A 25,736-nucleotide genomic window follows, 5' to 3' on the forward strand; every position below is an offset into this window, starting at 1 on the left:
AGTAAGTGATTTGCTGCTCCGAGGTAAAAGCAGGAATGCGGACATTAGGTTTTTCTGCTCCTTACCTGTAACAGATAAACATATCAGATAGAAGATGAAGAAAGCTTTATATCCTGTAGTAGGAAGTGCTGTTGTTTTTTTGCTGGTGCTTGCATGCAATGCATCAAGAAAGATAACAACACAGGTAAATAAAATTCCTGCTGAATATGAAATGGTTTATAACGAGGTTCAAAAGTCAACCTTCCAATACTTCTGGGATGGAGCAGAGCCAACCAGCGGACTGGCCAGAGAACGTTTTCATGTAGATGATCAATACCCGCAGAACGATAAGAACGTGGTGACCAGCGGCGGTGGTGGCTTTGGTGTGATGGCAATACTGGTAGGTATAGAAAGAGGTTACATTACGCGCCAGCAAGGATTTGACAGGCTGAAAAAGATCGTTAGCTTTTTGGAGACAGCCGATAAATTTCACGGCGTATGGCCACATTGGTGGAATGGTGAAACAGGTAAAGTAAAACCATTTAGCAAGAAAGATGATGGAGGTGACCTGGTTGAATCTTCATTCATGATACAAGGATTGCTTACGGTGCGCCAATATTTTAAAGATGGCACTGCGCAGGAAAAAGAACTGGCACAACGCATAGATAAGCTTTGGAAAGATGTAGAGTTTGACTGGTACCGCAACGGTAAAAATGTATTGTACTGGCACTGGAGTCCTAACTATGGCTGGGACATGAACTTTGCAGTTACAGGCTACAACGAATGCCTGATCATGTATGTACTGGCGGCCTCGTCGCCTACACATGGTGTGCCTGCCGAAGTATACCACGATGGATGGGCAAGAAGTGGTAAAATAAAGAATGGTACAAGCAAATATGGCTATACCCTGGAGCTGGAACACAATGGCTCTAAAGAATATGGCGGTCCATTGTTTTGGGCTCATTATTCTTACCTGGGGCTTGATCCACGAGGATTGAAAGACAGGTATGCAGACTATTGGCAGGAAAACAAAAACCACACACTCATCAACTACAATTGGTGTGTAGAAAATCCAAAGAAGTTTAAAGGCTATGGACCGAATAGTTGGGGGCTTACCGCAAGCTATTCTGTAAAAGGTTATTCTGGTCATGCGCCGGGAATGAACAGGGACCTTGGTGTGATATCACCAACTGCTGCGCTTTCATCTATGCCTTATACACCTACTGAAAGCATGCGTGCCATGAGCCATTGGTACAATACACTTCGCGATAAAGTGTATGGCCTTTATGGCTTCTATGATGCTTTTAGCGAAACAGCAAATTGGTATCCTAAAAGATACTTAGCCATAGACCAGGGACCAATAGTAGTAATGATGGAGAACCATAGAACAGGCTTGTTGTGGAACCTGTTTATGAGCTGCCCCGAGATACAACAAGGGTTGAAAAAATTGGGCTTTCAAAGTCCGCATTATAAGTAGCAGTTGGAACCACGAAGGCACAAAGCGCACGAAGTTCCACTAAGTCTTCGTGAGCCTTTGTTTACTTGGTGTCTTGGTGGTTCAAGAGAAAAGTTTAAACCAAGTATTACAAGTACAAGTGTGCGACGCAACGATGTTAAAGAGAAATACAAAAGCTGGAAACATAAAAATGAAGATCGCTCTCGTTACATGTTTGATGATAAGTACGTTGCTTGCTACTGCGCAGCAAACGCAGATGAGTACGTACTGCAACCCGCTGAATGTTGACTATACGTATATGATCTACAATGCCCACAACGGCATATCGTATAGGTCAGGTGCTGACCCTGCAGTGGTGAAATTCAGGGGCGAGTATTACATGTTCGTGACACGCTCGTTAGGTTATTGGCATTCTACTGATCTGCTGAACTGGCATTTTATTGAACCAGAGAAATGGTACTTCCAGGGATCGAATGCGCCGGCGGCTTTCAACTACAAAGACAGCGTGCTTTATGTAGCTGGTGATCCGTCAGGCTCTATGAGTATTTTGTATACAGACAATCCTAAGAAAGGTGATTGGAAAGCAACACCTGCCATACTGAACAACCTGCAGGACCCTGCCTTGTTCATTGATGATGATGGAAAGGGATATGTGTATTGGGGTTCATCAAACGTGTACCCGATAAGAGCGAAAACATTAGATAAGAACAGAAACTTCAAGCCTTCTGATACTACTTACCAGCTCTTCAATCTTGATATGAATAAGCATGGTTGGGAACGCTTTGGAGAAAATCATGGTGATACTGTTTTAGGTGGTTATATGGAAGGGCCGTGGATGACGAAGCACAACGGAAAGTACTATTTAGAATATGCTGCACCAGGCACTGAGTTCAATGTTTATGGTGATGGTGTGTATATAGGTGATTCGCCATTAGGTCCTTTTAAATATGCGCCTAACAATCCTGTGTCGTATAAACCTGGTGGTTACATGAATGGAGCAGGTCATGGAAGTACAGTGGTAGGGCCGGGAAGTAAGTACTGGCATTTTGCCTCTAATTCTGTGTCAGTGAATGTGAACTGGGAGCGCAGGTTGTGCATGTTTCCTTCGGGCTTTGATGCTGAAGGATTGATGTATACCAATACCTACTTTGGCGACTACCCTCATTATGCGCCGGCAGTAGCTGGCAAGCATGGCGACTTCAGGGGCTGGATGTTATTGTCGTATAAAAAGCCTGTTCGTGCATCGTCGCAACTAGGGCAATATGCTGCAACTAGTGTGACAGATGAAAGCACTAAAACATTTTGGGTAGCTGAAGCCAATGATGATAAGCAGTGGCTGGAGATCGATCTTGAAAAGCCTGCAACGGTGCATGCATTGCAAGTGAATTATCATGATCATAAGTCCAACATGTATGGCCGCTATCCTAACCTTTACCATCGATATACAATTGAAGGTTCTGTAGATGGTAACAACTGGACTGTGCTGGTGGACAGGCGCAATAGCTATAAAGATGTTCCTAATGATTACGTGGAACTGGGCGAGCCAAAGCTGGTTCGTTATATCCGTTACAACAACATTAAGGTTCCTACGCCACATCTTTCCATATCAGGTCTTCGTGTGTTTGGCGTGGGACAAGGTAAAGCACCAGTTGCTGTAAAGAACTTCCAGGTAAATAGAAAACTTGATAGACGTGATGCAATGATAACATGGGATAAAGTACCAGGTGCACAAGGCTATAATGTGCTATGGGGAATAGCTCCTGGTAAACTGTATAGTTCGTGGTTGGTGTATGATGATAATAAGCTGGACATGAAAACGCTTACAGAAAATCAATCTTATTATTTCTCCATAGAAGCGTTTAATGAGAATGGAGTGGGTGTTCGAACTAAGCCAGTGAAAGTGGATTAGGAACAGGTTGATCGGCTATAGCAAAACAAATAATGACAGAATGAGAAGGGTAGCTTTTATATGCTTAAGTATATTGGCAGTAGCATGCAACAGCAAGATGCATACTGCCCGCATCGTGTTATTACCCGATACGCAAACCTATGCTGAGAAGTTCCCGCACATACTTGACACGCAGCTTAATTGGGTAGCGCGTAATGCAAACAATATTGATTTTGTTTTACAACAAGGCGACCTTACTCAAAACAATAATGATAAAGAATGGCAGGTAGTTAAAAATGCCTTTGCACGAATAGATCATAAACTGCCTTATGTGCTGGCACTTGGTAATCATGATATGGGAAGTACACCGGGTAAGTTTGCAGACACACGCAATACTGAACTTTACAACCGTTACTTTCCTTACCAGAGCTTTTTAAAACTGCCAGGCTTTGCCGGTTCATTTGATGCAACCACAACAGACAACGCCTATTACCTGCTGCAAACAGGACGCGTAAAATGGTTGGTGCTTACGCTTGAATTTGGTCCAAGAGATACGGTGCTCTCATGGGCAAATGATGTAGTAAGCAGGTATCCCGACAGGCTTGCAATCATCAACACACATAGCTATATGTACAGCGATAGCACCAGGCAAGGGCCCGGCGACTACTGGCGTGCGCATGGTTATGGAGTAGGTAAAGACACCGGTGATCATAAGGTGAATGATGGAGAGCAGATGTGGAATAAACTGGTGAAGAAGCATGCAAACATTCGCTTTGTTTTCTCGGGTCATGTTTTGAATACAGGAGTAGGAACACTGGTCAGCATCAACGATGCAGGGCTGCCTGTGTACCAGATGCTGGCCAACTACCAGGAAGGCGTAAAAGGCTCCATCAATGGTGGCAATGGTTTCCTGCGGATACTGGATATGAACTTCATGAAAGGAACAATGAAAGTAACCAGTTGGTCGCCTTATTCCAATGAGTACATGGACAGGCCAGGACACAATTTTGAAGTAAAGCACGTACTATATAAACCAGCGTTATAGATGAAGAAAATAACATTTTTCCTACTGTTGTTTATGCTAACGAGTAGCTACCAGCTACTAGCTCAGCAGCGACCATTTTGGAACGAGATACAAAACTTTAAAAAGCAGGACAGCATACAGGCACCGCCTTCAAATGCTATCCTTTTCATTGGCAGTTCTTCCTTTACCATGTGGAGAGATGTAAAGGATTATTTCCCCGGCCACACAATTATCAACCGTGGTTTTGGTGGTAGCTCGCTGCCGCATCTCATCACTTATTTTGATGACGTGGTAAAGCCATACAATCCAAAGCAGGTTGTTATTTACTGCGGCGAGAATGATCTAACTGTTGATACTGTTCAGCCGCATCATGTGCTGCAGCGTTTCACACAATTGTTCAATATGATAAAACAAACTTATCCTGCTGTTCCCGTTGCTTTTATTTCTATAAAACCTAGCCCTAGCAGGGCCAACCTGATGCAGCGGATGGAGTTAAGCAACCAATTGATAAGGCTGTTTCTTGCAAAGCAGGCAAACACTCATTACATCAATGTTTACAATGATATGCTGGTGAATGGAAAGCCTGATCCTAAACTTTTTATTGGCGATAATTTGCACATGAATGCAAAAGGATATGCCATTTGGCAAAAGCAAATAGAACCTCTATTAAAGAAATAAAATGAATAAAATGAAACGACTAAGCTGGTTGATTGTAGCCGTAATAGTATTTGGATGTTCTCAGACTAAACAAGCACAAACGTATAGCTCAGGTGATGTGGAGATGGATCGCTTTGTTGGCGACCTGTTGAGCAAAATGACAATAGAAGAGAAGATAGGTCAGCTTAACCTGCTAACACCAGGTGGTGGTATATTGACAGGATCTGTGGTGAACCCCGATGTAGAGCAAAAGATAAAAGCAGGAAATGTAGGTGGTTTGTTTGGTGTAATTGGTGTTGACAAGATAAGAAAGGCGCAGGAACTTGCTGTTACGCAAAGCCGGCTCAAGATTCCATTGTTGTTTGGTTCTGATGTCATTCATGGATACAAGACTACTTTTCCTATACCGCTTGGTTTATCGTGCAGTTGGGATATACCAATGATTGAGCGCAGTGCTCGTGTAGCGGCCAATGAAGCCACAGCCGATGGATTGAACTGGGTGTTTTCGCCAATGGTAGATATAGCCCGCGATCCACGCTGGGGTCGTGTAGCAGAAGGTGCCGGTGAAGATCCTTATTTAGGTGCGGCTGTATCTGCAGCAATGGTACGCGGCTACCAGGGAACCAACATGGCTGCTGATACCACACTCATGGCTTGTGTAAAGCACTTTGCTTTATATGGCGCCGCCGAAGGTGGACGTGATTATAACACCACCGACATGAGCCGCCTGCAGATGTATGAATATTATTTTCCTCCTTACAAAGCAGCAGTAGATGCAGGTGTTGGAAGTGCTATGACTTCTTTCAATGAAATAGATGGAATACCTGCTACCGGCAATCGTTGGTTGTTGACTGAACTATTGAGGAACCAGTGGGGTTTCAAAGGCTTCGTTGTTACTGACTATACAGCCATCAACGAAATGATAGATCATGGTTCTGGTGACCTGCAACAGGTATCGGCACAGGCGCTGCGTGCAGGAACAGATATGGATATGGTGGGCGAAGGTTTTTTGAAAACGCTGAAAAAATCATTGGACGAAAAAGCAATCACTGAAGCAGAGATCACCCTTGCTTGCAGAAGGATACTAGAAGCGAAATACAAGTTGGGCTTGTTCCAGGACCCGTACAAGTATACCAATGCGCAACGCGCAACAAGGGAAGTTTTAAGTGCTGATAAAAGAGCCGCAGCAAGAGAGTTTGCAGTTCGTTCAAGCGTGTTATTGAAGAATACAAACCAAACGCTTCCGTTGAAGAAAACCGGCACTATAGCCCTGATTGGTCCCCTGGCAAATGATAAGAACAATATGCTTGGTACATGGGCTGTAAGTGGCGACAAAGATCTTTCTATTCCTGTTTTAACCGGAATGAAGAACGTAGCAGGCGCAGGTGTGAACATCATTTATTCTAAAGGAGCCAACATAACAGATGATACAGCACTGGCTAAAAAAGCCAATGTATTTGGAGAAAGAGCGAGCATAGATTCTTTGTCACCTGCCAGACTACTGAGTGATGCAGTAGCTACTGCCAACCGTGCTGATGTGATAGTTGCTGTAGTGGGTGAAGCTTCTGAGATGAGTGGTGAGGCAGCAAGCCGTAGTGACATCAATCTACCTGGCAACCAAACAGCTTTGTTGGAAGCACTGGCTAAAACAGGTAAACCACTGGTGGTTGTGATGATGAGCGGAAGGCCACTAACCATAACCCGTGAAATGCAGCTGGCAACATCTTTCTTACATGTATGGTTCCAGGGACATGAAGCTGGTAATGCCATAGCCGATGTATTGTTTGGCAACTACAATCCTTCAGGAAAATTGACGATGAGTTTTCCTTACAATGTAGGACAGATACCTGTGTACTACAACCACAAGAATACAGGTCGTCCGCAAGGTCCTGGCCCTACTCAAAAATTCCGTTCAAATTATTTAGATGTAAGCAACGATCCTTTCCTTCCGTTTGGTTTTGGATTAAGCTATACCACTTTCACTTATGGAGATGTTCGTTTGGACAAAACTACTATGCAGGCAAATGAACAGTTGCGTGTAACTGTTCCTGTTACCAATAGTGGTCGCTTTGCAGGAGAGGAAGTGGTTCAACTATACATTCATGATAAGGTGGCTTCTGTAACACAGCCGGTAAAAAAATTAAAAGCTTTTCAAAAGATCATGATACGTCCAGGCGAATCAAGAGAGGTTGTTTTCAATCTTTCTGTTGAGGATCTGAAGTTTTACAACAGCGAATTTAAATGGGTATCTGAACCCGGTGAATTTACCGTGATGGTTGGTGGCAATTCACGTGATGTGAAGCGTGCTGACTTCACATTGAGAAATTAGTATAACCCCCAGGTAAGAGTGGCTGCGGCTGGTGCATACCGGCTGCGCCACACCTTATTGATTTTCCAAAAGATCTAAAGCACGTTTATGAAAATAGTTTATAATGCCATTAAAATACTGTTTTTTACCTGTCTTATCACTTCACCTGCCTTCAGCCAAACAGAAGGACCGTTAGGTGATCTTTTCATGGCTAAAGAAGGTGCCTTGGCACACTACTCCAGTTACGACAGTACTGGTGGTAATGCAGATTTTAAACGCATAGAACCAGGACAAACCTTGGTACTGGCTAATCATAAAGGAGCAGGTGTTTTAAGAAGATGGTGGCTAACCATTGCGCCATGGAACCTGGTAGATGTACATCGTTCGCTTATTATCCGCTGTTACTGGGATGGTGAAAAGGAGCCTTCGGTAGAGGTGCCAGTATCAGATTTCTTTGGAATGGGCTTTGGTGAATGGAAAGACTTTCAGTCTACGCCGCTTAACATGACCAGTGGTGGTTACAATTCTTACTGGCCTATGCCATTTCATAGAAGTGCTTATATAACGGTTGAGAATCGTGGTACCACACCTGTTTCAAGTTTCTACTATAACATCGACATCAGGACTTATAACAAGCTGCCTAAAGATGCCCTGTATTTTCATGCGCAATACAAGCAGGAAAGAACAGTAGCTGGTAAACCACTTACCATTCTTCAAACCACCGGCAGAGGACATTATGTGGGCACGCTGATTTCTATGCAACCGCGCCAGGGAAACCATCTTGGTTACTTAGAAGGTGACGAGATCATCTTCATTGATGGCGAGAAGAACCCTTCTATAATTGGAACGGGTACAGAAGATTATTTTTCATCAGGCTGGTACTACAATACAGGCGAGTACAGTGCGCCTTACCATGGTGCTACGGTAAAAGATGATTCAGGAAGGATCAATACTTATCGTTGGCATATAGAAGATCCCATTCCTTTCAAGAAGAGTTTCAGGTTTGATATGGAGCATGGCGGTACGAATGACATGCCTGGAGTAGAATATACTTCGGTTGCTTATTGGTACCAGGATCATCCTGGTCCTTCTTTCCCGGCTTTGCCTAAAAACCTGATGCCTCATTCTCAAACCATGACACCATCTATAGAAGGAGAAAGTTTGTTAACGCAAGCAAGGGTAACCGGCGGCCAGCTACGTGTGCAGGAGACGAAAGGCTTCAAAGGAACATGGGGTAATGATTCACATCTATGGTGGGTGGAAGCAAAACCTGGTGATAAACTAACCATTCCTATCACCGCACCTGAAGCAGGTACTTACGAGCTTATTGGATTCTTCACCCAGGCAAGAGATTACGGCATTTTCAGAACTTCGGTAAATGGCAAATTAGCCGGTCATTTGTTTGATGGTTTTAGTACCGATGTAGTACCCTCTGGTCCTATATCATTTGGTACTGTACCCCTGCAAAAAGGAACCAACCAGGTGGTGATAGAGATAATAGGTAAAGACGCAAGGTCAGCAGGATATAGTGATGGTTATCTTGTAGGTATAGATGGTTTTCATTTGGAGAAACAATAAGTAAATGAAGAGCATCTAAAACATTAGGATCATGTACCAATGTTCTCCTGCTCATCGATGATCAATCTCAATAAGTATATATAAATGAAGAACAAGAGCAATATGCAGAAGCTGTTAGTGATCGTGATGTTGTTTATCACTTTGCCCGTATTAGCGCAGGATAAGTCATTGTACCAAAAGCAGTGGTTTATACAGAACGGAGATACGATGCCTTATCGCATCATGTTCCCAATCAACTTCGATTCATCTAAAACATATCCTGTAGTATTCTTCTTACATGGTCGTGGCGAAAGTGGCAACGATAATGAGAAGCAATTAACGCATGGGTGGAAGTTTTTTGCCAACGACAGCGCCAGGAGAGAGCATCCCGCCATCGTAGTATTTCCGCAGTGCGACAACAAGAGCTATTGGGCTAATGTGCAGATGATAGCACATGAAAAAAGCACCGGCAAGCGGACCTTCTATTTTGTACCGGACGGTCCGCCCTCAGTGCCTATGACTATGTTGATGCAACTGGTCGATAACATCATGACACGCTTCAAAATAGATGAAAGACGCGTGTATGTTGGCGGACTATCAATGGGTGGAATGGGCACTTATGAACTGGTACGTCGTAAACCAAAAACATTTGCTGCAGCATTTGCTATATGTGGAGGTGCACATCCGGGTACGGCAAGAGAGATACGTAGAACAAAATGGTGGTTGTTTCACGGGATGAAAGATGATGTGGTGCTGCCGGAGTATACGCAGCAAATGGAAGCTGCGCTGAAAAAAGCTAGGGCTGATGTAAGAGCAACCTATTATCCCAATGCTAACCACAATAGCTGGGATCCTGCATTTGCTGAGCCGGGATTGCTGGATTGGTTATATGCACAAAGGCGGAAATAATAGCTGCAGCATGCATGCTGCTATGCTTGATGCCGTACAAGTGTGCGACGCAGCGAAAGTTTAAAAAAGTACTACTGCTGACCATTAAAAAAGAAAAAAACTACTTGTGAAAGATCTCATAGCTGATATGGTAGATCCTTGGTTTGTTTATGTACTATAGCACCGCCCTTCACTATCGCATGGAGAAGGGAAGGGGATGAGCCGTTATTTCACATCAAAGTCAACCACCACCTTCTCGGTACGCGGGTGCGACTGGCAGGTGAGGATGAAGCCATGCTCTATCTCTTCCTGCTCGAGCGCATAGTTTACATCCATATCTATTTCGCCTTCTACCAGTTTGGCGCGGCAGGTGCTGCACACGCCCCCTTTGCAGGCAAAGGGAAGATCTGCACCTTGCTTGAGCGCGGCATCCAGGATGCTCTCGCCCTCGAAGCCAAGATCAAAATCAAATGAGGAACCATCGAGCTTGATAGTGATCTTGCTCTTCACCTCAGAACTTGTTTCGTTCTTGTTAGTTACTACTTTTTTCTTGCTACTACTTGTTGTAAACAGCTCAAAATGGATCTTCTTTTTATCTACGCCTTTTGCTTCCAGGCAGTCGCGTACACTGAAGATCATCTCTTCGGGTCCACACAAGAAGATCTCATCAATGGTGGCAATGTCAATCGCTTTGTCGAACAGGTGCGTGCACTTCTCGCTGTTGATCCGCCCGAAGTTGATGGGTGCATCCATCTTCTCGCGGCTTAAGATATGTATGATGCGAAAGCGGTTGATAAAGCGGTTTTTCAGCGCTTCCAACTCTTCTTTAAAAATTACGGAATGGCGGTTTCTATTGCCATACACCAGGGTAAAATTGCTGTTGGGCTCTGTGAGCAAAGTCGTTTTGATGATGGACATAATAGGCGTGATACCACTTCCTGCAGCAAATGCCAGGTAGCTTTTCTTTTGCGAGGCATCAAGCTCTGTATAAAATTGTCCGACCGGCGGCATGGCTTCCAGCGTATCGCCCTTGCGCAGTTGTGTATTGGCATAAGTAGAAAATACACCTTGGTCAATCTTCTTTACAGCTATGCGCAATTCATCATCTAAAGGGCTGCTGCAAACGGAATAGGAGCGGCGGACTTCTTCTCCGTCGATGGTGGTTCTGATGGTTAAAGATTGACCTTGCTTATAGATGAATTGCTCCTTTAGTTCTTCAGGAACATCAAAGCTTATAGATACACAATCAGGCGTTTCGTGCCTTACCTCTTTTACGGTTAATGTGTGAAAATGGATTGACATAGGTTGCTCTTGCTAATTTTTAAGACCACTGATAAGTATAGTGATCATGTTTTCTTCCAGCGCCTGGGGATCGATCTTGCGTTTTGACCGGTGCCACGACTCGATGCCACTAATGGCGTGTAGTAGTATGAGTACTGCGGTAGGCGCATCAATGGGTTTTATTCTTCCTGCAGCAATACCTGCTTCTATAAGCATGGTAAACTGCTGCCGGTAATTGCGGCGCATAGCCTTGTAGTCTGTTAGTTGCGGTTCAGATAAATGCCGCCATTCACGGTCACTCACATATACCTCATCATATCGCTGCACCATTTCCTGTATATGAAAACGAAGAATGGTCTCAAGCTTTCCTGATGGATCTTCAGCACTCGCCATCACTGCTTCCATTTTAGAAAAAAAGCGTTGTGCTACCTGTAGGCAAATGGAATGGAGCAATTCGTTTTTAGAAGAAATATGGTTGTACAAGCTGGCGGCCTCTATACCCAGCGCTTCGGCCAGGTCGCGCATGCTGGTGGCTTTAAAACCTTTTTCTTTAAATAGTGAAGCAGCTTTTTCAATGATCAATTCTTTACGTGAAACATGCTGTTCAACTTTCATCCTGGCCATGCTGCGAAAGTAAGCTAACAGTTGTTAGTATTCAAATTGTAGTATAGGAGTGGGGCAAATTACTTCTGCAGGTGCTAAAAAAGAGTATTCCGCTACGTAAAATCCTGTAACAATTGATAAGGTTAATATCTTCTGCGCGGCAGCACTGGCGGCTATTCATTTTGGTGCTGGTGTATTTTTACTTTAGTTTCGCCCCCCGATAACAAACCTTATAATATGTCTTTAGTTGTGGTCGGGTCAATGGCTTTTGATGCTATAGAAACTCCCTTTGGTAAGTCTGATAAAATAATTGGTGGCGCCGGAACTTATATTGCCTGGAGTGCCAGCAATTTCTGCAAACCAATCAAGCAAATCTCTGTAGTGGGTGGCGATTTTCCGCAGGAAGAACTGGATGCCCTAACGGCGCGTGGTGTACAGCTGGAAGGTGTGCAGATAAAGAAAGATGAGAAGACTTTCTTCTGGAGTGGCCGCTACCACATGGATATGAATACCCGCGATACGCTGGATACGCAACTGAATGTACTGGAAAATTTTCAGCCTGAAGTACCTGAAAGCTACCAGGATTGCGAATTCCTGATGCTGGGAAACCTGGTGCCTGCAGTTCAGCGTAGTGTGATACAACAAATGCGCACACGTCCAAAACTTATAGTTATGGACACCATGAACTTCTGGATGGAAATAGCCCTTGACGACCTGAAAGATGTGTTGACAATGGTGGATGTATTGATGGTAAATGATAGCGAAGCACGTGAATTGAGCCATGAGTATAGCCTGGTAAAAGCAGCAAAGAAGATTATGGACATGGGACCAAAATACCTGATCATTAAGAAAGGTGAGCATGGTGCGCTGCTGTTCCACGAAAACCATGTGTTCTTTGCCCCGGCTTTACCGCTTGAAGATGTATTTGATCCGACTGGTGCCGGCGATACTTTTGCAGGTGGCTTCATTGGTCATCTTGCCAAGACCAAAGACATCTCATTTGATAATATGAAAACTGCCATCATCATGGGTAGTGCTATGGCTAGTTTCTGTGTAGAAAAATTTGGTACACAAAGGCTAACTGAGATCACTAAAGATGATATAGATGCAAGGCTGGAGGAATTTGTTCAGCTGGTGAATTTCGATATTGATCTGGTATAACATCATTTGATATTTTTGAAAGTGCCGAAGTGAAAGCTTCGGCATTTTTTGTTTTGGAAAAATTTGTTAGAGAGCTAAATAAATTGGAGAAAAAATAAAGGTTACCTTAATGTTACACATCATCCAACAATTCTAATTCAGAATAATTATGATAATGAGGGTTGTTGTTATTCTTGTAATTTTTACTTTTTCTTTATGTACATCAAACCGGGACAATCTTAAGGTTAGGGCTCAGTTCTATTTTGATAAAGGTGAATACTATAGATCTTTGGAACTGATTGAACGTGTGTTGGTTTCCGATACACTTGAGCCAGAGAATTTTATACTGAAAGGAAAAATTCTTTTGCAGCTAGATAAGCATATGGATGCTTTATTAAACCTTTCCAAGGCTATTGATTTAGATAACAAAAATATAATTGCCTGGTATGAAAGAGGGATTGGGTGATATCATTTAGATCAATATCCTAAAGCTATCAATGATCTTAATTCCGCAATTAAATTAAAGGGAAGAGACTCCATATTTATAGACTTTAATAGAGAATTAGGGCCAGGGTTGATTTTCGAAGTGCCAATGGTAGAAATCAGGTTTTCTCGGGGATTAGCATATTATTACAACGATCAATTCAAAGAAGCACTTGCTGACTTTCGTTTTTGCGCGGCTTTTGACTACAAACTTGATGAGCTATTCTTGTACATTGGAGATATATATATATAGCATATAATGAAAATCATACAGGTTGTTCCTTTTTAAAAAAGTCATCTAACTTAGGTAATCCTATAGCTAGAGGGAGATTAACGAGGTATTGTAAATAATCATATTTCACATTCGGTTATTGTCCTTCCTACTTCGTCAAATGGTTTGGTCTAGCCGGGGTCTCCTGAAAGGGACCCCGGCGGATGAAATTAAACTGCGGCTAGCTTCGATTGCTTCTATATCTTTTTTACCTTGGTCTAGCCGTGGTCTTCTAAAAGGGACTCCAGCGGATGAAAATAAACTGCGGCTAGCCTCACTTGCCTCTATAGCTTTTTTACCCTTCAACAAAGCCACACGGTATTCAACCAGGCTCCATTGTTCCAATCGTTTGTTATCTTGTTGGTGGAACATTGGGAGGATTATAAATGTAGCAGAATGCCGGCGTCCCTTGGCTACCCGCAGAGCCAGGAAAGGAAACCCCAGCAGGCAAAGATGAATTTATGAAATTGAGATAAAATGAAAATATTTTTAGTATTATCTGCTTCAATTTTTTTCTTTCTTGTTTCATCAGCTCAAACTGATGACAAGAAATTAGGAGCCTTATTTGATAATACATCCAATACAAAAGATTATGCAATCATTTTCAATAATTCTAAAAATGAAAAATCTTTTATTTGGAGTAACCTATTAATTAAGGCTTTTGAAGCTAGAGGCACTAGCCGGCATATTTCAATTCAAAAGATAAAGCAAAAGCTACTTAATAATGATACTTTCAATATTCCTTATAGTGATGATATTCCTTTTGCCAAGATCAATAGGTCGAAACTTGAAGTTATTAATCAGTATAAAAATTTGGACTCTTTTTTTGAAGTCTATTTCAATAAAGATCAACTGAAGGCTGATTATTCTGAATATTTCAAAGAGGTGGCGTATTTCCTATGGCAAAAAGGTGTTCATGTTCATGTAGGATTCAATTGTGGAAGCCTCCCCTGTATCGGGACGCCTGTTAAGTACGGAAATAAAGTTATTGAAGATGACACTTTACAATCAGGAGTGAAGCAAGTAGATAAATATTTCTGTTTTGACGATTATAAACTCTATCTAGAGGCCGAAAGACCTGATACTTCTATTCTGAAACTTAGAGCAAATAGAACAGATGTTCAATCACTTACACATAATCATTACAGTGGTGAGTTTCACTTTGCTAAATTCACTGTTGATAGCAAACTAAATAAAATCATTGTTGAGTTATATGATTCGTCGAAGAAACTTCAGCAAAGAAAGAAGTATATATATAGTAATAATTTTCAGCTAAAAGAAGAACAATATTATCATAGCCTCACTTCAGATATTGAAACAGTTAGAAGAATGGTAGTAATCCCCTATCCATGTGATTAAACTTCATGTGGTGGTTATAAGACACCCCAGCCGGACAAGAGACCAATAAAAAACAGAAGCTAGAATGAAAAAGTACTTTTTGATCTATTTTATCAGCGGTTTAGGTTTCTTGCAATGTACTGTACAAAAACGGGAGAAAATCATCGTTCAAAGAGGTGTATTATTTTTATCGGCTTCCTATGGGAAGATTTTAGATACCTTGGAGTTTACTCATTCTATCAATTCCATCTACGTGCCGGATGTTTTTATACCAATTTCAAGTGGGAGTTTGGAGTTGAGCAAGTTTTTAAATGCACCTACACAAAATGGACTTGCTCTTTTTATGCTTGAAAAGATGAGAAATGATCTATTGGTTAAAAGCGTTAATCTAAGAAATGAAAATGTGCAGGACAAATGCTACCCGGGCTCTTCATATAAACTCGCTTTAGTGGAATTGCATTACAAAATCATTGGTAAAGGCAGCGCAATCGTTCCTTGTGATGGACCAATTAATCTTGAGACTGAGGGTAAGAAAGTTGAAATAAAATATCATGCTAAACATATTGAAATAATGTCTATAAACAGTATCTCACACTAAATAAATCTAGTTTAGGCAGTGGTCTACTAAAGTGACCCCGGCGGATCAAATTAAACTGCGGTTAGCTTCGATTGCCTCTATAACTTTCTTACCCTTAAACAAAGCCACGGCATTCAACCAGGCTTCATTGTAAGATGGATGGATTTGTTCCGGTGCATTACAAAGATTTGAGATAGGAATACTTAGCAATTGGAGGCGCAGGACAAAGACTCTATAATCATTGAGTTGAATTTTCCAGGATTGAGTTTAAAAATGCAGTTATTGAGTGAGCATGCTTTTCCTTCGAAAAATCTGTAACTTTTACAGCAGCTCCATCTTTCATTCTCATGTTTATAGTATATCTAGGTACAGCTCTGTTGAATAAATTTATTTTATCATCGAAGAAGTGATCTACTTCTTGAAAAGAATAATGACTTATTCCTGTAAATATCTCTTGAATGGGATTTTTTGAAACTAGTCTGATCTTTTTTTCTTTTAAATCTATAGTGACATAACTTACAAATCTGAAATCTCGCCAGGTCTTAATTAAAATTAAAAGCCAAAGAATAATAAGAAGCTCTACGTCTTTATCCGTCGTATAGGTTAGATAAATACATAGCATTAACGCCAAATAATCAGCTACCAAATTGAAGTTCACAGGTATAGTATCAATAGTAATGGTACTTGATCCTATTTTTATTTTAGGATTTTTTATGTTTTGATCCTGGAGATAGTTTTCCAGTTCAGCAAGGACTTTTGTTAACATGGAAGAGTTCATTAGCCGGCTATTGTCTAAGGATTATGTTCTGTTAATTATGTCTCCTTCTTACGTTTCCCTTTCTTGCCTGAGCTGATTAGGCTAACAACAATTTAATTAAAATTTTAGCTTCCATCATTAACTAAGAACTGTAAGCAGCTAATAATTAATTATGTCATTGTCATTAGGGGAGGTGCTGTTTCCTTATTTTCTTTCTACAAGATCCAACTCCTCAGTAAAAGCATACTCAACCAACTCATTATCCCCACTACCAGCCAGCCGCTTACCTGCATCCATACAGGATGATGGTAATTGCCTGTTAAGCGCGACTTTCTTGAAGCGATAAGTATGACAGCTAGTGCAATGGGTAAAATAAGTCCATTGAGTGCACCAGCCAGTACGAGTACCTGTACAGGTTTACCTATGAACACAAAAACAACGGTAGAAAAAATGATCAGTAATGCCGTTACCAACCTTTGATGCTTCTCAATAAGCGGGTGAAATGTTTTGATGAAAGTAACAGAAGTATAGGCTGCCCCGACTACAGATGTTATGGAAGCGCACCACATGACAATGCCAAAGAAGCGGTAGCCAATGTTGCCGGCAGCTATTTTAAATACCGAAGCCGGTGGATTGGCAGCATCTAACGAAGCACCGCCGGCTATTACACCCAGTGCTGCCAAAAACAAAATGCAGCGCATCACACCTGTAACCACTATTCCTGTTACCGCGCTTTGATTTACTTGCGGCAGGTTTTCCCTGCCACTTATACCTGCATCGAGCAGGCGGTGTGCACCAGCGAACGAAATATAGCCGCCAACAGTTCCGCCTACAATGGTTACAATGGCTGTGGCATCAATGGTAGCAGGAATAATAGTTTGCTGTGCAGCTTCCAGCAATGGTGGATTAGAGCTAAAGGCAATGTACAAGGTGAGTATGATCATCAGGATGCCCAGCAGCTTGGTAAAAGCATCCAGGACAGCACCTGCATCTTTTAAGCTAAAAATGAATAATGCCACCAGGCAACTGGTACCTGCGCCAATTGCAGGATCTAAACCAGTTGTCACCTGTAGTCCTAAGCCTGCGCCGGCAATGTTGCCTATGTTGAAGGCAATGCCACCCAATACAATAAGTGCAGCAAGAAAATATCCCAGGCCAGGCAGAAGCTTGTTGGACAGCTCCTGGGCACGAAGCTCCGTTACCGCTATCACCCGCCAAATGTTCAGCTGTGCAACGATATCCAGCAGTATGGTAGTAAGAATGACAAACCCAAAGCTGGCCGCCAGCTGTTGGGTAAATACAGTTGTCTGGGTAAGAAAGCCCGGACCAATGGCAGAAGTAGCCATCAGAAATGCGGCGCCCAATATCGCTCCTTTTTTAACTGTTGGTTTGGTCACAGGCTAAATGTAAGGGATAGTAGTGATGCTGGAGGTTTGATGTTGGGTGTGGGATGTTAGATGTTGGAGGTTGATGCTGGATGCTTTTTGGTTTAGGCGTTAGTGGTTAGGCCGTAGGGGTTAGATGGAGATGCTGGATTCTAGATGCTGGATCCATGCGGGCAGGATGATGTCGGAGGTGATGATGTCGGATGTGCGATGTCCGATGTTGATCGAACTATTTGGTGTTCAGCTGATGCGGGCAATATCGTTGAAATCGAATTTTTGCAGTTCTAAATCTTAAATCCGAAATCATAAATCCGAAATTTCAAAATCCTTCCTCGGTCTTATCTTCGCCGGATGGAAGAACTGTTGCAACAAATAGAACAATACAAACAGGAAATTGCCGCCACTACTGCAGCCAATGCAGAAGAGCTGGAAACTTTCCGCATTAAATATTTAGGCACAAAAGGGATAGTAAAGGCCGTAATGGGCGAGATGAAAAATGTGCCGGGCGATCAAAGGAAGGAATTTGGCCAGGTGCTGAATGCTTTTAAAATATTTGCCGAGGAAAAATTTGCCACGCTTAAAGATTCAATTGCAGCAGGTGCACAAGCTACTGGTTCTTCCATAGATTGGTCGCTGCCGGGCTCAACTATTCCTGTAGGTACGCGCCACCCATTGTCTATCGTTCGCAACCAGATCGTTTCCATTTTTAAGCGTATTGGTTTTGCCGTAGCAGAAGGACCGGAGATAGAAGATGACTGGCACAACTTTACCGCGCTCAATCTTCCTGAAAACCACCCTGCACGCGATATGCAGGATACATTTTACGTAAACCAAAGCCCAGACTACCTGCTGCGTACACATACCAGTAGTGTGCAGGCAAGGGTGATGGAAAAACAAAAGCCACCGATCCGCATCATCTGTCCCGGCCGCGTGTATCGCAACGAAACCATCAGTGCAAGAGCACACTGTTTCTTCCATCAGGTAGAGGGGCTGTATGTTGACGATAATGTAAGCTTCGCCGACCTGAAGCAGGCACTGTACTTCTTTGTACAGGAGATGTTTGGAAAAGATGTAAAGGTGCGGTTCCGTCCGAGTTATTTTCCTTTTACCGAACCTAGTGCCGAAATGGATATAAGCTGCAGCGTATGTGCCGGCGAGGGATGTAGCCTTTGCAAACACACCGGCTGGGTAGAGATACTGGGCTGCGGTATGGTGCATCCAAAACTGCTGGAAAACTTCGGCATCGATAGCAACAAATACACAGGCTATGCATTTGGAATGGGTGTAGAAAGAATTTGCCAGCTGAAGTACAAGGTGAATGACCTTCGATTGTATTCGCAGAACGACGTCCGCTTCCTGCGGCAGTTCACCAGTGCGTTGTAAATAACCATCTGATAATACAAAAGCCTCTCCCAGTCAAGGAGAGGCTTTTTACGTTTGAATGGCATTTTCAAATTGCCACATTTTCAAATTGTCAAATTAATACCCATCCCCATCCAGCATATTGCCCAGTCCGCCCAGTATGCTTCCTTCTTCTTTTCTTTTTACCGTACCATACTGCAGTATACGGCTGGCCAGCCTGCTAACAGGTAATGTCTGTATCCAAACTCTTCCTGGTCCGCGAAGGGTGGCAAAGAACAATCCCTCACCGCCAAAAATGCTGTTGCGGATACCGCCAACAAACTGAATATCGAAATCCACCGTTTGCGTAAGTGCCACCAAACAACCGGTGTCTATCTTCAGCAATTCGCCGGCTTGAAGTGTTTTTTCAAACACGTGTCCGCCAGCGTGTACAAAGGCCATCCCATCTCCTTCCAGTTTCTGCATGATAAATCCTTCACCACCAAAAATGCCGGTACCTAATCTTCTCTGGAAGGCGATACCTACACTTACTCCTTTTGCCGCACACAGAAAAGCATCTTTCTGGCAGATCACTCTTCCGCCCAGTTCAAACAGGTCTAGTGGTATGATCTTACCCGGGTAAGGAGAAGCAAAGCTTACCTGCTTTTTGCCATGACCAGCATTGGTGAACGCAGTCATGAACAAGCTTTCACCTGTTAGCAAGCGTTTGCCGGCACCTAATAATTTTCCCAGTAAGCCGGTGTGCTGCTGGCTGCCGTCGCCGAAGATTGTTTGCATCTGGATGCCATCATCCATCATCATAAAGCTGCCTGCTTCTGCAATGGCGGTTTCCTGTGGGTCTAGTTCTACTTCTACATACTGCATTTCCTCTCCGTGTATGCGATAGTCTATTTCGTGGTTCGTTCTCATAATTTAAAATTTCAAGGCATAAATATACCATGCGTAACAAATTGTAAAGCCTGTTATGCATCAGCGAGAATTCAAGGCAATGAACGGCTGTAAAGAATACATTTCTTACTTCCATAGCTAGAAAACAAGATGTTCAACCTTTACTTTTTCTTTTAACCGATCAGCAAGAAAGCGGAAGCTATTTTACCTTAAATTGCCCGATAGCACTATTAAACTATGCACATGAAAAGAATATTGATTACCTGCCTGGTGGCATCCAGTACCCTTCCTGCTATGTCGCAGGGAAAGTCTGCCGCAGCCAAAGCAAAAGCTCCACAAGCAAAATCCAGTGCTTCTGTGGGCCAGGCTAAGCTGGTAGAAAAAGTAACGCCTAAGGGCGATGAGTTTGTGATCCCTTACGAGAAGTATGTTTTGCCAAATGGCCTTACGGTGATTGTACATGAAGACCGCTCTGACCCTGTTGTTCACGTAGATGTTACTTACCACGTAGGTTCTGCGCGTGAAGAGATAGGGAAAAGCGGCTTTGCACACTTCTTCGAACACATGATGTTCCAGGGATCGGATAACGTGGGAGACGACCAACATTTTAAAATAGTAACTGAATCAGGTGGTACGCTTAACGGAAGTACCAACCGCGATCGTACCAACTACTATCAAACCGTTCCAAGCAACCAGCTGGAAAAAATGCTTTGGCTGGAAGCCGATCGTATGGGTTTTCTACTAGACGCGGTAGACCAGAGAAAATTTGAGAACCAGCGCTCTACAGTAAAGAATGAGCGTGGACAGAACTACGATAACCGTCCTTATGGGCTGGTAGGTGAATTCACTTCTAAAAACCTTTACCCATACGGCCACCCATATTCATGGATGACCATTGGCTACCTGGAAGATCTGAACCGCAGTGATGTAAACGACCTGAAGAACTTTTTCCTTCGCTGGTACGGGCCAAATAATGCTACGCTTACAGTTGGTGGGGATGTAGATGCCAAAGAAGTAGTTCGCCTTGCGCAAAAGTATTTCGGTTCAATTCCTCGTGGACCAGAAGTAAAGTCGATGAAGCTGGACCCGGTAAAGCTTGAAAAGAACCGCTACGTAAGCATGGTAGATAATTATGCACGTACACCGCAGTTGCAGATCGTTTATCCTACTGTTCCATCTTTTCATAAAGATGAAACTGCATTGGATTGCCTGGCCGAAGTACTGGGACAGGGAAGAAATTCTATCCTGTTTCAAAACATGGTGAAGAACCAGAAAGCAAGAGCTGCATCTGCCGGCAACCGCTCCAGCGAGCTGGCAGGCGAATTTGTTTTTTCAGTAAGTCCTTTTCCTGGCAAGTCGCTGGCCGAAATGGAAAAACTGGTAAATGAAGCGTTGGCTGATTTTGAAAAACGTGGTGTAACTGATGATGACATCGAGAAGTTTAAAAGCTCCAACGAAGCATCAACCATCACACGTTTAGAAAGTGTTTCTAATAAAGTGTCTCGCCTGGCGGCTTACGAAACTTTCACAGGAAATCCCAACAAGATCAAAGACGAATTGCAAAGCATCAGGTCGCTTACCAAAGCAGATGTAATGCGTGTATACAATCAATACATCAAGGGAAAGAACAGGCTGGTGGTAAGCGTGCTCACCCAGGGAACAGAAGAGCTGGTAGCAGCACCTGATAACTATACCATAGATACTACCAATTACAAACCCATAGATCACGGTTACAAAGGGCTGACGTATGTAAAGGCGAAAGATAATTTCGACCGCAAGAAAATGCCGGGTAATGGTCCTAACCCTGTGGTAAACCTGCCTGCAGTTTGGAAAAAGGAATTGCAAAACGGCATGAAGGTGATCGGTACAGAGAACACTGAGGTGCCGGTGGTAACGCTACAGATCTCACTGAAAGGTGGTAAGCTACTGGAGGCAAAAGATGTAAGTGAAGCAGGATTAAGCAGCTTGTTCGCCAGCATGATGAATGAAGACACGAAGAACTACAGCAGTGAAGACTTCAGCCTCGAGTTGCAAAAACTGGGAAGTTCTATCCGCGTATTTAGCGGAACTGATGCTATTGTTTTTTCCGTTCAGTCACTTAAGAAGAATTTGGATAAAACACTTGCTTTACTGGAAGAAAGAATGCTGCGTCCAAACTTCACTGAAGAGGATTTTGCAAGGGTAAAAAAGCAAACACTAGAAGGCATCGTGAACAGCAAACGCCAGGCTACATCTGTTGCCAACGAGGTGTATGCGAAGGTGAACTATGGTTCCAACCATGTACTTGCGCTGCCAACCAATGGAACAGTAGAGTCTGTTACGAATATGAGGTTGAACAATATCCAGCACTTCTACGACAACTTCATCACATCAGAAGATGGACGAGTAGTGGTGGTGGGTGACATCAAAGAGTCGGAGGTGCTTCCAAAGCTTTCGTTCCTGAACAAGCTACCAAAGAAGTCGTTCAATATTCCAACCATTCCACCAGCGCCAGCTGTTGAAAAAACAAGGATATATATTGTTGACATTCCAAGGTCGGCACAAACTGAATTCCGTGTGGGTTATCCTACCGCCTTGCGTTACGATGCTACGGGTGACTACTACCGTGCTTATCTTACCAACTATAATCTGGGCCAGGCCTTTAGCAGCAGGCTAAACTTAAACCTGCGTGAAGACAAGGGCTGGACGTATGGTGCCCGCAGTGGGTTTGCAGCTGATAAATATGCAGGCACTTTCACCTTTAGCAGTGGTATACGTGCAGATGCAACTGACAGCGCTTTGAGCGAGGTGATAAGAGAAATAAAAGAATATACAGCAACTGGTATTCGCCAGGAGGAGCTGGATTTTATGCGCAGCTCTATTGGCCAGGCGGAAGCACGTCAGTATGAAACGGGTGTTCAAAAAGCATCGTTCATCAACCGGCTGCTTGAGTACAACCTGCCTGCTGATTATGTAAGACAGCAGAACCAGATTGTAAAAACAATCAGTAAAAAGGATATTGATGCTACGGCAAAAAAATACCTGGACGTAAATAAAATGAACATTGTGCTGGTGGGCGACAAGAGCAAGATCATGCCGGGTCTGCAAAGACTGGGTTATGAAATTGTAGAGCTGGATGCAGATGGCAATGTGAAGAAGTAATACAGTTGATTATTTTTTGTAAAGGAGGAAAGGAGGCAGCTTCTTTTCCTCCTTTTTTATTGGTGCTACAAAAAATTTGCAGCTACTGGCTGCGTAAAAAAGCGACAGAAAATTGGCGGGTTTTACAATTAAGATTGCGGGCTGATACGCAGTTGTATGTGAAATGCAAAGGGTAACTTACACTTACCAAACTGCAAAAAGCTAATAAGCAATTCATGAAAAACACACTCTTTCTACTGCCAATATTTTTATTCATAAACATCAGTTGTAAAAAGGAATGCACCGACCCGTTGTGCCAACTACCTCCTGCAACGCAAACTGGCGCCAATACGATGGGCTGCCTGGTGAACGGGCAACCCTGGTTGCCAGATACAAGGGACAATGGGGGTATACCAAGATTAAAGCCTATTTACGTCTCCTTCTGGAATACGAATACTGAATTTTTCTTCCAGTTCTACCTTCAGAAAACGCCTATAAGCCAATCAATAGTTTTTTATATTAAAAATTTTAGTGGGATTGGTGTTTATAGAATGGATTCCCTCACCCGCCTTATTGGCCCCCCGGGAAGCTCAGGCGTACTAAATAATCATTTCAATTTCTCAGAAAATAAATTAGGATTAGAATATGCTACTGGAGAAAAATTTCATGGCGTGTTAAAGATCCAGTACTATGACGCAACCAGTAAAATAATTGCTGGTTCGTTTAATTTTAAAGCGGGTAACATACAAAACCCCTCTGATAGTGTAGTTGTAACTCATGGCAGGTTTGACTGCAAAATGGACTAAGATCTAATGTCCTCTACTTTTCTTCGTCTAAGCGAAAGGGAAGTATCAGGACGCAAAGCAATTGATTATTGATTAGAGGTCAAGGTTGCCACTGGTAACACTGATAGAAAGTTGTATAAATCGTTAACCGGGAGGAAAAGGAGGCAGCTTCTTTTTCTCCTTTTTTATTTGTACCGAGCAGGTGCAGGATAGCGCATGAAATTTGTAACTTTAAGAACAAACCCATGTGATGGAATTTGTAGAGAAAGTGCCAAAAACAGCTTTAGATGTATTCAGGATGTTACCTGAGGGAACATTGTGTGAAGTGATCAGTAATACATTGTATATGTCACCTACTCCTCTTACATTTCACCAGGAACTAGTATCTCTTATTGGAAGAAGAATAGGTAATCATGTTGAACTCCATAATCTTGGAAAAACCTACGTTGCTCCGGTCGATGTGTATTTTGAAAATCTTGTCTCAGCTGTACAACCTGACATTCTTTTTATTTCTACCGACAGACTAAGCGTTGTACATGAAAAAGGAATTTATGGTGCTCCAGACCTAATTGTAGAAGTTCTTTCTGAAGATAGGAAACGCGACACGGTACTGAAGAAACAGCTGTACGAGCAGGCAAGTGTAAAAGAATATTTCATTGTTGATCCTGCTGACAAGAAGCTGGTCCGTTACGACCTGGACAATGGTTCTTTTATCACAGGTTTTGAAAGTACAGGTCTCTTCACATCTGCCTTACTACAGCTTGAGTTTACTTTTTAGATCAGCCTCTTCACCTTCTCCAGGTTTTCCAACAGCACCACCCCTGGCTGTTTACCCTGTTCAAAACTTCCCAGCTTTTCTTCCATTTGCAGCGCCTTAGCTCCATTTAGCGTTGCCCATTGCAGCAGCTCTTCTAAAGGAATAGCTGGAAAATTTTCCCGGATAGTTTTAATCTCATCCCACACGCTCAGGCTCCAGTTGCTGGCAAGGCTGTCGGTGCCAAGAACGATATTGCTGTTGTGCCGGCGCAGTAGCTCCACCGGTGGTAAAGCATCTTCAATGTATTTGTTTGCATTAATGCAGAGGCAGAAGAAAACGTTTAGATCAAGTTCTGCAGAGCGTTGTTTTGCAAATACAATGTCGTCTTCGGTAGTAAACGTATTGTGCACCAGCAGCGCATTGGCTGCGCCTTCTAACTGGTGGAAATACGACTGCAGGCTGGATTTGCCGTGTGGCCGGAAGAACGAGTGATCGATGCAGAGCTTTTTGTACAGCCGAAGGAAATCGCCACTGTTGTACTTGTACAGCTCGTCTTCGAAAGCGGTTTCCTGGTTGTGTATGCTTACAACATTGCCTGCGAAGCATGGCTGTAGCAGCGTCCATAACTCGGGCGAGACAGAATAAGGCGCATGCGGAACAACAGTAGTAGGATGATAGGGAGAGAAAGCGAGGTAGTTGGCCTGGCTGCGCAAAAAGCGGATTTCAGCAATGCCCGGTGCCCATCCGCTTGCTTCAATAAAATTGTAGTAGTGCAGGTTGTTGAGCAGCTTTTGCGGCAGCGTGTCCTGGTTGTTGCAGATGTCGCCCACCGCCACAATGCCGTTTGCTACCATTTCAGCTTCAGCGGTGGCAATGGCGGCAAATATAGTTTCGGTGTCCACTGCCCGTTGGCTGATGACGGAGCAGACAAAATCAACCAGGCCCGTTTTCTCCGGAATAGCTCCTCGCAGGTGGCTTAGCTCCAGGTGGCAGTGGCAGTTGACAAAGCCCGGGGTCAGCCAACCGGGGAAATACTGCACATCGTCGCCTGCTTGTTCTAGCGGGATGATATCTTCTACCAGGCCCGTTTCGCTGGTTACCAGTACCTGCTGATCGTCTAATAGTGCTGATCCTGTAAAGAGTTTGTCGGCGCGGAATTTCCTGTAGCTCATGGTGGTGCAAAAGTAGGATATGCCGCAGTGAAAGGTGGGGGTGAAAGGCTTAACTTTGCG

General features: G+C 43.2%; 21 protein-coding genes. 15 read left to right on the forward strand and 6 right to left on the reverse strand.

What is annotated here, in order from left to right; all coding sequences use genetic code 11:
- The first annotated feature begins 94 nt into the window (after window positions 1-94).
- The 7 genes from J4N22_RS00625 to J4N22_RS00655 all read left to right on the forward strand — a co-directional run bounded on the left by J4N22_RS00625 (window position 95) and on the right by J4N22_RS00655 (window position 9,778).
- On the forward strand, window positions 95-1,456 hold the full coding sequence (locus tag J4N22_RS00625) for a glucoamylase family protein (RefSeq protein WP_207491640.1): 1,362 nt from the start codon (window positions 95-97) through the stop codon (window positions 1,454-1,456).
- A 169-nt stretch (window positions 1,457-1,625) separates the two neighbouring features.
- Window positions 1,626-3,344 (forward strand): family 43 glycosylhydrolase, encoded by a 1,719-nt coding sequence (locus tag J4N22_RS00630; protein WP_207491643.1) that lies wholly within the window; start codon window positions 1,626-1,628, stop codon window positions 3,342-3,344.
- A 40-nt stretch (window positions 3,345-3,384) separates the two neighbouring features.
- Complete coding sequence (locus J4N22_RS00635) at window positions 3,385-4,368, forward strand: metallophosphoesterase (RefSeq protein WP_207491646.1); 984 nt, start codon at window positions 3,385-3,387, stop codon at window positions 4,366-4,368.
- Window positions 4,369-5,025 (forward strand): GDSL-type esterase/lipase family protein, encoded by a 657-nt coding sequence (locus tag J4N22_RS00640; RefSeq protein ID WP_207491649.1) that lies wholly within the window; start codon window positions 4,369-4,371, stop codon window positions 5,023-5,025.
- Window positions 5,026-5,035: 10 nt separating this feature from the next.
- Window positions 5,036-7,333: a beta-glucosidase BglX gene (gene bglX / locus J4N22_RS00645; protein ID WP_207491652.1), complete on the forward strand. Its 2,298-nt coding sequence runs from the start codon at window positions 5,036-5,038 to the stop codon at window positions 7,331-7,333.
- A gap of 87 nt (window positions 7,334-7,420) precedes the next feature.
- Window positions 7,421-8,890 (forward strand): DUF2961 domain-containing protein, encoded by a 1,470-nt coding sequence (locus tag J4N22_RS00650; protein ID WP_207491656.1) that lies wholly within the window; start codon window positions 7,421-7,423, stop codon window positions 8,888-8,890.
- 102 nt (window positions 8,891-8,992) lie between these two features.
- Window positions 8,993-9,778, forward strand: coding sequence for a carboxylesterase family protein (locus J4N22_RS00655; RefSeq protein ID WP_207491658.1), 786 nt, complete (start codon window positions 8,993-8,995; stop codon window positions 9,776-9,778).
- 204 nt (window positions 9,779-9,982) lie between these two features.
- Here J4N22_RS00655 and paaE read toward each other — a convergent pair whose 3' ends face one another.
- Window positions 9,983-11,059, reverse strand: a complete 1,077-nt coding sequence (paaE, locus tag J4N22_RS00660) for a 1,2-phenylacetyl-CoA epoxidase subunit PaaE (RefSeq protein WP_207491661.1) — start codon at window positions 11,057-11,059, stop codon at window positions 9,983-9,985.
- Window positions 11,060-11,071: 12 nt separating this feature from the next.
- The gene (locus tag J4N22_RS00665; RefSeq protein ID WP_242692009.1) at window positions 11,072-11,653 is read right to left on the reverse strand and encodes a TetR/AcrR family transcriptional regulator; all 582 of its coding nucleotides are present in this window, start codon (window positions 11,651-11,653) and stop codon (window positions 11,072-11,074) included.
- A 225-nt stretch (window positions 11,654-11,878) separates the two neighbouring features.
- On the opposite strand from J4N22_RS00665, the gene J4N22_RS00670 reads away from it, so the two are divergent.
- From J4N22_RS00670 to J4N22_RS00685, 4 genes are all read left to right on the forward strand, one after another.
- Window positions 11,879-12,802 (forward strand): PfkB family carbohydrate kinase, encoded by a 924-nt coding sequence (locus J4N22_RS00670; protein ID WP_207491667.1) that lies wholly within the window; start codon window positions 11,879-11,881, stop codon window positions 12,800-12,802.
- Between the two features lie 154 nt (window positions 12,803-12,956).
- The gene (locus J4N22_RS00675) at window positions 12,957-13,247 is read left to right on the forward strand and encodes a tetratricopeptide repeat protein (RefSeq protein ID WP_207491671.1); all 291 of its coding nucleotides are present in this window, start codon (window positions 12,957-12,959) and stop codon (window positions 13,245-13,247) included.
- A gap of 765 nt (window positions 13,248-14,012) precedes the next feature.
- Window positions 14,013-14,894 carry a hypothetical protein gene (locus J4N22_RS00680; protein WP_207491673.1) on the forward strand — a complete coding sequence of 294 codons (882 nt, stop codon included), beginning with the start codon at window positions 14,013-14,015 and terminating at the stop codon, window positions 14,892-14,894.
- Window positions 14,895-14,958: 64 nt separating this feature from the next.
- Complete coding sequence (locus tag J4N22_RS00685; RefSeq protein ID WP_207491675.1) at window positions 14,959-15,471, forward strand: hypothetical protein; 513 nt, start codon at window positions 14,959-14,961, stop codon at window positions 15,469-15,471.
- A gap of 217 nt (window positions 15,472-15,688) precedes the next feature.
- Here J4N22_RS00685 and J4N22_RS00690 read toward each other — a convergent pair whose 3' ends face one another.
- The gene (locus J4N22_RS00690; RefSeq protein WP_207491677.1) at window positions 15,689-16,228 is read right to left on the reverse strand and encodes a hypothetical protein; all 540 of its coding nucleotides are present in this window, start codon (window positions 16,226-16,228) and stop codon (window positions 15,689-15,691) included.
- Between the two features lie 194 nt (window positions 16,229-16,422).
- Window positions 16,423-17,604: an NRAMP family divalent metal transporter gene (locus J4N22_RS00695; RefSeq protein ID WP_342450916.1), complete on the reverse strand. Its 1,182-nt coding sequence runs from the start codon at window positions 17,602-17,604 to the stop codon at window positions 16,423-16,425.
- Window positions 17,605-17,943: 339 nt separating this feature from the next.
- On the opposite strand from J4N22_RS00695, the gene pheS reads away from it, so the two are divergent.
- The gene (gene pheS / locus J4N22_RS00700) at window positions 17,944-18,975 is read left to right on the forward strand and encodes a phenylalanine--tRNA ligase subunit alpha (RefSeq protein ID WP_207491678.1); all 1,032 of its coding nucleotides are present in this window, start codon (window positions 17,944-17,946) and stop codon (window positions 18,973-18,975) included.
- 96 nt (window positions 18,976-19,071) lie between these two features.
- Here pheS and J4N22_RS00705 read toward each other — a convergent pair whose 3' ends face one another.
- On the reverse strand, window positions 19,072-19,863 hold the full coding sequence (locus J4N22_RS00705; RefSeq protein ID WP_207491679.1) for a TIGR00266 family protein: 792 nt from the start codon (window positions 19,861-19,863) through the stop codon (window positions 19,072-19,074).
- A 222-nt stretch (window positions 19,864-20,085) separates the two neighbouring features.
- Here J4N22_RS00705 and J4N22_RS00710 point away from each other — a divergent pair, with 222 nt between their 5' ends.
- The 3 genes from J4N22_RS00710 (at window position 20,086) to J4N22_RS00720 (ending at window position 24,525) form a co-directional block, all read left to right on the forward strand.
- Window positions 20,086-22,983, forward strand: a complete 2,898-nt coding sequence (locus J4N22_RS00710; RefSeq protein ID WP_207491680.1) for a M16 family metallopeptidase — start codon at window positions 20,086-20,088, stop codon at window positions 22,981-22,983.
- A gap of 215 nt (window positions 22,984-23,198) precedes the next feature.
- Window positions 23,199-23,768 carry a Riean_0653 family protein gene (locus J4N22_RS00715; RefSeq protein ID WP_207491681.1) on the forward strand — a complete coding sequence of 190 codons (570 nt, stop codon included), beginning with the start codon at window positions 23,199-23,201 and terminating at the stop codon, window positions 23,766-23,768.
- A 229-nt stretch (window positions 23,769-23,997) separates the two neighbouring features.
- On the forward strand, window positions 23,998-24,525 hold the full coding sequence (locus J4N22_RS00720) for a Uma2 family endonuclease (protein WP_207491682.1): 528 nt from the start codon (window positions 23,998-24,000) through the stop codon (window positions 24,523-24,525).
- Here J4N22_RS00720 and J4N22_RS00725 read toward each other — a convergent pair.
- A complete protein-coding gene (locus J4N22_RS00725; protein WP_207491688.1) occupies window positions 24,522-25,676 on the reverse strand; it encodes an amidohydrolase family protein in 1,155 nt (384 codons plus the stop codon). The genes J4N22_RS00720 and J4N22_RS00725 overlap by 4 nt on opposite strands.
- Between the last annotated feature and the right edge of the window lie 60 nt (window positions 25,677-25,736).

Origin of the sequence: Aridibaculum aurantiacum (assembly GCF_017355875.1) — a bacterium.
GTDB lineage: Bacteria > Bacteroidota > Bacteroidia > Chitinophagales > Chitinophagaceae > Segetibacter > Segetibacter aurantiacus.